At 40.3% G+C, this 536-nt stretch carries 1 pseudogene; it reads left to right on the forward strand.

The features are described from left to right. Window positions 1-203 (forward strand): annotated as a pseudogene (locus ACTHSP_RS21515) (zonular occludens toxin family protein); the annotation flags it as partial. Between the last annotated feature and the right edge of the window lie 333 nt (window positions 204-536).

Raw genomic sequence — 536 nt, forward strand, 5'->3', positions numbered from 1 at the left:
AAACCTGTATCAGCTACATAAAAGACGGCTTGCCCTTTAATCCCTACAAGGCAAAACAGCCCGAAACGGCGGTAACGGCAGCACCACCGGAACAGCCCGAAACTCCGCAAGTATTGACAATGGGTGGCAAGAGTCCGCAGAATTTGATGTATGACGGTTACAATGATAATGCCATGTCAAATCAAGGCGGAAAGGTTAATTAATGAATGCTGGTCTAGCGTTTTTTCTTGGAGTTGTTTTAACAGTTATTTATTTCAAAAAAGGTATAAAAGGAATTTTTATTTTTGCATTTCCTATTTTATTAATTGTAACCTTTTATATTTATAATATATTGATAACAATATGAAACAATCACACTCACTTAAACACAAGTCAGGGGGAGGACGTCCAGAAAGATTTGTAAAGACAGCTTTATCGTCTTTATAAATCTTTTTGGATACCCCTTGACGCTAGCCAAACAAAAAACGCTATTAGCAAGGGTTGGTGCGGTTTTTTGCGCCAACCCCTGCCACGTGGCGAACGTCCCCGAAGGGTCG

Source organism: Neisseria sp. P0001.S005 (assembly GCF_051963715.1).